Here is a 6671-nt window from a genome sequence, read left to right as displayed (position 1 = left end):
CTACTTTGGCCCCATCAAAGTAGGTCGCCGAGGGGCGAAAAGGTGACCTGAGTCGAACCCCAATCTGCCTGAAACCACAGAATCGTCGTGTGACGCGGAGCGTCACGAAATGCATTACCACGCGGAGCGTGGGAACGAGAATTAGCCCCCCCAAGAGGCCGAAGAGCCTCGCCTGTCTCGATGACCTTCCTTGCTGCCAGACACTTTCCATTCATTTGTGGGAGCTTTGAACATGGTCAATCGTCTACACGGCAAATCCCTTACAGCTTTACTCGCGCTAGGTGCCTTTGCTCCGATTGCGCAGGCAACTGACGCCCCCGTACTGAACACCGGCAGCACGGCATGGATGATCACCGCAGCCGTGCTGGTGCTGTTCATGTGCCTTCCGGGGCTGGCACTGTTTTACGGCGGGCTGGTGCGGGCCAAGAACATGTTGTCGCTGTTCACCCAGTGCTTCGGCATTGCCGGAGTGGTCGGCGTACTGTGGGTCATCTACGGCTACAGCATGGTGGTGGATACCAGCAACATGGTCGAAGGGCAGGTGAGCTTCAACAGCTTTGTCGGCGGACTGAGCCGCGCGTTTCTGGCCGGCATGACCCCCGACAGTCTGGTCGGTGACATTCCGGAAGGCGTGTTTGTGACCTTCCAGATGACCTTCGCCATTATCACGCCTGCGCTGATTGCCGGAGCCTTTGCCGAACGCATGAAATTCTCGGCCGCGCTGCTGTTCATGGCGCTGTGGTTCACCCTGGTGTATGCGCCGGTGGCGCATATGGTCTGGGGCGGGGCAGGGGCACTGATGCACAACTGGGGCGTGCTGGACTTTGCCGGTGGCACCGCCGTGCACATCAATGCCGGTGTCGCGGCACTGGCGGCGTGTCTGGTGCTTGGCAAACGCAAGGGCTATCAGAATACCCCGATGCCTGCACACAACCTGAGCCTGACCATGGCTGGCGCGGCGATGCTCTGGGTCGGCTGGTTTGGTTTCAATATCGGCTCCGGTGGCGGCCTGAACGGCACCTCAGGCATCGTCATGCTCAACACGCAAGTGGGTGCCTGCGCCGGAATACTCGGCTGGATGTTCACCGAGTGGTTCAAGGTCGGCAAACCCAGCGCGCTGGGTCTGGCAAGCGGCGCGTTGGCGGGTCTGGTCGGCATCACCCCGGCGTGTGCCTACGTCGGAGTCGGCGGAGCACTGGCGATTGGCGTGCTGTGCGGGGTGTTCTGCTACCTGAGCGTGACCGTCCTGAAGAAACGCCTGGGTTACGACGACAGCCTCGATGTCTTCGGCCTGCACGGCATCGGCGGCATGATCGGTGCAGTGCTCACCGGCGTGTTCTGCGTGCCGGCAATGGGCGGGCTGGTGCCGGACGTAACCGTGGGAGCCCAGGTGATTGCCCAGATCAAAGGCGTGCTGTTCACCACGGTATATTGCTTCGCAGTCAGCTGGATCATCCTCAAGGCCGTGCAGGCACTGATCGGCCTGCGTGCACATGAATCAGTGGAGGAAATGGGCCTGGACCTGGCTGAGCATAATGAACGGGCTTATAACCATTGAGATAACTGTCGTGCCAATGTCATGTCTTGCCCGTCATCACTGCGCATAAAAACCGCCGTGTGACGCAGAGCGTCACGAACTGCATTCCCACGCGGAGCATGGGAACGATCAATATTGTGGTCTGAGCAGCATTTTCAGTGCTCCTCAGACCATCTCAACACTCAACGAAACACCGGCACCACGTGCTTGATGAACAGCTCAAGTGATTTTTTCTTCTCGGCGTGCGGCAGACTGTTGTCGCACCAGAAGCTGAACTCGTCGACCCCCAGCTCCTGGTAATGACGGATGCGCGGGATGATCTCTTCCGGCGTGCCGATCATGGTGTTCTTGCGGATATTCTCCAGCTCGAACTCCGGACGCTCCTTGAATTTCTCTTCCGGGCTGGGCGCCAGAAAACCATTCACCGGCGTCTGCTTGTTGCCGAACCAGGCGTCGAAGGTGCGGTAGAACTTCGCGATGGCGGCAGCACCGGTTTTCCAGCCTTCAGGGTTGTCCGCAGCATGCACATGCGTGTGGCGCAACACCATCAGTTGTGGCCGAGGTACGTCAGGGTTATTGGCCAGCGCTGCTTCGAACTTGTTCTTCAGGTCGACGACTTCTTCGTCGCCCTTCATCAATGGTGTGACCATCACATTGCAGCCGTTCTGCACGGCGAAGTTATGCGAATCAGGGTCGCGCGCAGCGATCCACATGGGTGGCGTGTTGATCGGCTTGGGCACGGAGGTCGAAGTCGGGAATTTCCAGATATCGCCGTCGTGGGCGTAGTCACCCTGCCATAGCGCACGCACCACCGGCACCATTTCGCGCATCGCCTTGCCGCCTTCGGAGGCCGGCATGCCGCCCGCCATGCGGTCGAACTCCACTTGATAGGCGCCGCGTGCCAGGCCGACTTCCATGCGTCCGTTGCTGATCACATCCAGCAGCGCGCATTCTCCCGCCACCCGCAACGGATGCCAGAACGGCGCAATGATGGTGCCCGCGCCCAGATGGATGCGCGTGGTTCTGGCGGCCAGATACGCCAGAAGTGGCATCGGGCTCGGCGAGATGGTGTATTCCATCGCATGGTGTTCGCCGATCCATACGGTGCTGAAACCGCCTTGCTCAGCCATCAGCGTCAGCTCGGTCAGGTCTTCGAAAAGCTGGCGATGACTGACACTTTCATCCCAGCGTTCCATGTGCACGAACAACGAAAACTTCATGACACTTACCTCGTTTAAATCCTGCTGCCTGCACGGGCATGGTGAGTTATTTCTGTCTGATGGTATACCGTAATACTTTACGTGCAAGCGTTTTTTGCGTCCGACGTGTTGGCTGAATGGCGAGGCAGCCGAAACGAAAAAAGCGCCTCATGAGAGGCGCTTTCGGGCGTGGTGAATTCAGCCGGGGAGGTGCTTGATCAGGGCGAGATCAGCTGCAGGCTTCGGACTCGATATAGTCGGCTGTGGAGTCACGTATCACCGGTCCCATGCCGCTGATGGCCTGAGCCTGTTCCATGATCTCCAGGGTAGAGCCGGTGCCCACCAGGTTCACTGTGTGATTGGCGCAGTTGTAGACGCGCTTGGAGTAGATCACGCCCAGCAGACCTTCACGTCGAGTAACGACGACGCGCGCTTGGGCGCTGCCGCTTTTCTCCACCAGCGCGTGCTGCCCGGTCGGGTCATGGGGGACGGGTATGGTCTTGCCTTCGGCATGTGCCGACAGCGCTGGTATCATCAAGGCCAGAAAACAGGCATGCAGTTTCATCGGTGCTCCTGCGGATGAACGCGGTTTCATTGGATCCAAAAATACCCTAGCCATTTGATTCTGGATAGCTGCGCGGTCAGCCTTCCGTCGGTTTGTTTCTGCGCAATTAACACTGCGTGAGTGAGTAACCCGGCCAGGTACTGTTGCTCTGGCAACAGCGTTTCGACAGCCTGCCGAAGTGCAAACAGTTGACGCTACCCTCCAGACGCTGCAACCCTTTGATCTATAGTCATTTAACTGTCTGGCACGGTTGCTGCTCTGTGCTTCTGCAAGCCCGTTCGATTAATGCGCTCGGGAAGCCTGCAGTCAGAGGAGTGCCGATATGAGCCAATCTTCCATAAAATTTGCGTACTGGGTGCCGAACGTCAGCGGTGGGCTGGTCGTCAGCAAGATCGAACAGCGCACCAGCTGGACCATCGACTACAACCGCAAGCTGGCGCAGATCGCCGAGCAATCCGGTTTCGAATATGCGCTGACGCAAATTCGCTTCACCGCCGGTTACGGTGCGGAATTCCAGCATGAGTCCGTAGCGTTCAGCCATGCCCTGTTGGCGGCCACCGAAAAGCTCAAAGTCATTGCAGCAATATTGCCAGGACCGTGGACGCCCTCTGTGGCGGCCAAACAACTGGCAACCATTGATCAGCTCACCGCCGGGCGCGTGGCGGTCAATATTGTCAGCGGCTGGTTCAAGGGCGAGTTTCAGGCCATTGGCGAGCCCTGGCTGGAGCACGACGAGCGCTATCGCCGTTCCGAAGAGTTCATTCGGGCCCTCAAGGGTATCTGGACCACCGACAATTTTACCTTCAAGGGCGACTTCTATCGCTTCCACGATTACACCCTCAAACCCAAGCCGATCCAGCGTCCTCATCCAGAGATCTTTCAGGGCGGCAGTTCACGTGCTGCGCGGGATATGGCGGCCCGGGTGTCAGACTGGTATTTCACCAATGGCAATACCGTCGAAGGCATCAAGGCCCAGGTCGATGACATTCGAGCCAAGGCTGCCGCGAACGGCCATTCGGTGAAAATCGGCGTCAATGCCTTCATCATTGCCCGGGACACCGAAGAAGAAGCGCGAGCGGTGCTGGCCGAAATTGTCGACAAGGCAGACCCGGAAGCCGTCAATGCGTTTGGTGATGCCGCGAAACAGGCCGGCAAGGCCAGCCCGGAAGGCGAGGGCAACTGGGCCAAATCCACCTTTCAGGATCTGGTGCAGTACAACGATGGCTTCAAGACCAATTTGATCGGCACGCCGCGCCAGATTGCCGAGCGCATCGTCGAGCTCAAGTCCGTTGGCGTCGACCTGGTACTTTCCGCATTTCTGCATTTCCAGGAAGAAGTCGCCTATTTCGGCGAGCATGTATTGCCTTTAGTGCGCGAACTGGAAGCCGCAGCACTGCGCAAACCTGTCGCCGAAACGGCCTGAAGCCTCGCCAATAACAGCGTCCTGCCTTGCCCCTGTAAGCGAGCTTCGCTTCCAGCCCCTTCAGTAAGCAGCCCTCCAGAAAATCAGGCACCACTGTGATCCAGTGCGTGCCTGTCTGCGTAAGTTGAACCCCGATCAACCAATAGACCGCTGTACGTGGCATTATGATGCCACTCTCTGGCATGCTTCATTGATGCCAGGCCTTCAGGTACGGCCGAGCGCTTGCCGACAATGGCAGTTGATAGCGAAAGGATTGTCGATGGCCCCTGAGCAATCAGGTCCGGTTTTCAGAAAAACCAGATGCACTGGTTCTCACCTGTTGTGGAGGCAAGTTTTGAAACGCGACCTTCGGCTTGCGTCATGGCTGATCTTCGTAGTGTGCGCCTGCGTGGTGATGTTGATGGCCTGGCAAGCATGGACCGCGCGCCGTAACACGCTGGAGAACATCCAGACCAGCACGATTAATCTGGCTGGGGCGCTGAGCACTTACACGGACGGCATTTTCAAACAAAGCGAGCTGATGCTGATCGGCCTGACGGAGCGTGTCGAAAGAGACGGTGCCGGGCCCGAGCAGATCGAGCGTCTCAGATGGGTCATTGCCCGTGAGATGGGCGCGTTGCCGCAAATCGGTACGGTTTCGCTGTACAACGCTGACGGTATTTGCACCTTTTCAACCAATCCCAAGGCGATTGGCGTCAACAGCACCCAGCGCGAGTTCTTTCAGCACCACCTTCAGACGCCTGACAAAGCACCTTACATCGGCCCGACGATTCGCAGTCGCGCCTCCGGCGAATGGGTCATATCGGTCAGCAGGCGCATCAACCACCCTGATTCGAGTTTTGCCGGGCTGATGGTCGTGACCATTGGTGTCGATCATCTGTTGAAGTTCTATTCGGATATTCAGGTCGGCAAAACCGGCATCATCAGCCTGACGTCGACGGCCGGGCAGTTGCGTGTGCGCTATCCGCACCTGGAAGCGGAAATAGGTCGTGACCTCTCATCGACGCCGATCTTTACTTCTGAGCGCAATCGACCCTCTGGCACCACTCAGTTTGTCTCCAGAATCGACGGCGTTGCGCGCTTTTATGCGTTCAAGCGCAGCGCCGTGTACCCGATTGTCACTGTCGTCGCGCTGGGCCAGAAAGAGGCCATGCTCGACTGGCTGGGCCAGACCAAACAGTCGATTCTGGTCATGCTGGTGCTGCTCGGGCTGGTGGTCGGCCTTGGCATCCGTCTGATAGGGCACATTCACAGCCGTATACGTGCGGAAGATCAGTTACTCGATTCTCAGGCAGCCCTCATCCAGTTGAATCAGCACCTGGAGTTCATAGCTTCGGAAGACAAGCTCACCGGGCTGGCCAATCGCAGAAGATTCGATCAGTTTCTGGAGGTTGAATTCAAGCGTGCCAGACGCGAGCGCAGCCTGCTCTCACTGATTCTGATCGATGCCGATCATTTCAAGCGCTACAACGATCATTACGGCCATCTGGCTGGTGACGAGTGCCTGGTGGCAATGGCCCGTGTGGTCGAACAATGCATCCGCCGCCCCGGTGATGTCGCTGCTCGTTATGGCGGTGAAGAGATCGCGGTGGTGCTGCCCGGCACTGACGAGTCGAGTGCTCGTCAGGTGGCCGAGAACATCCTGCAGGCTATCCGCGACGAGCAGATCGAGCATCCCGCCAGCCCGTTTGGCATCGTGACGGTCAGCCTCGGCGTTGCCACCTTCGTCGGCACGGATCGACAACTCGACCAGCGCAGCCTGATCGAACTTGCCGACCGTGCGCTGTATGCCGCCAAGTCACAAGGTCGCAACCGGGTGAATGTGGCGTCGGAAATCGCTACCAGCACACTGCCGGCCTGGACCCGCGTAAAGGCATCGGCGGACCCGCAAACCGACAGCAGGCCAACGGCGGAGTGACGGGATTGAAGCCCGCCAGCCCGCTGACC

The 6671-nt window shown here is 58.5% G+C and carries 5 protein-coding genes; 3 read left to right on the top strand and 2 right to left on the bottom strand.

What is annotated here, in order from left to right; genetic code table 11:
- The first annotated feature begins 232 nt into the window (after positions 1 to 232).
- Positions 233 to 1558, top strand: a complete 1326-nt coding sequence (locus AO068_RS11980) for an ammonium transporter (RefSeq protein ID WP_058408459.1) — start codon at positions 233 to 235, stop codon at positions 1556 to 1558.
- A 161-nt stretch (positions 1559 to 1719) separates the two neighbouring features.
- On the opposite strand, the gene AO068_RS11975 is transcribed toward AO068_RS11980, so the two are convergent.
- Positions 1720 to 2757: an LLM class flavin-dependent oxidoreductase gene (locus AO068_RS11975; protein ID WP_058408458.1), complete on the bottom strand. Its 1038-nt coding sequence runs from the start codon at positions 2755 to 2757 to the stop codon at positions 1720 to 1722.
- Positions 2758 to 2965: 208 nt separating this feature from the next.
- Positions 2966 to 3301 (bottom strand): hypothetical protein, encoded by a 336-nt coding sequence (locus AO068_RS11970; RefSeq protein ID WP_058408457.1) that lies wholly within the window; start codon positions 3299 to 3301, stop codon positions 2966 to 2968.
- Positions 3302 to 3623: 322 nt separating this feature from the next.
- Between AO068_RS11970 and sfnG the strand changes: the two genes are divergently transcribed.
- Positions 3624 to 4724, top strand: coding sequence for a dimethylsulfone monooxygenase SfnG (sfnG, locus tag AO068_RS11965; RefSeq protein ID WP_044322159.1), 1101 nt, complete (start codon positions 3624 to 3626; stop codon positions 4722 to 4724).
- 334 nt (positions 4725 to 5058) lie between these two features.
- A complete protein-coding gene (locus AO068_RS11960) occupies positions 5059 to 6642 on the top strand; it encodes a sensor domain-containing diguanylate cyclase (protein ID WP_058408456.1) in 1584 nt (527 codons plus the stop codon).
- Positions 6643 to 6671: the final 29 nt, after the last annotated feature.

Origin of the sequence: Pseudomonas sp. ICMP 3272 (genome assembly GCF_001466905.1) — a bacterium.
In the GTDB taxonomy this organism is placed as follows: Bacteria; Pseudomonadota; Gammaproteobacteria; order Pseudomonadales; family Pseudomonadaceae; genus Aquipseudomonas; species Aquipseudomonas amygdali.
This window is presented reverse-complemented; position numbering and strand designations above follow the sequence as displayed.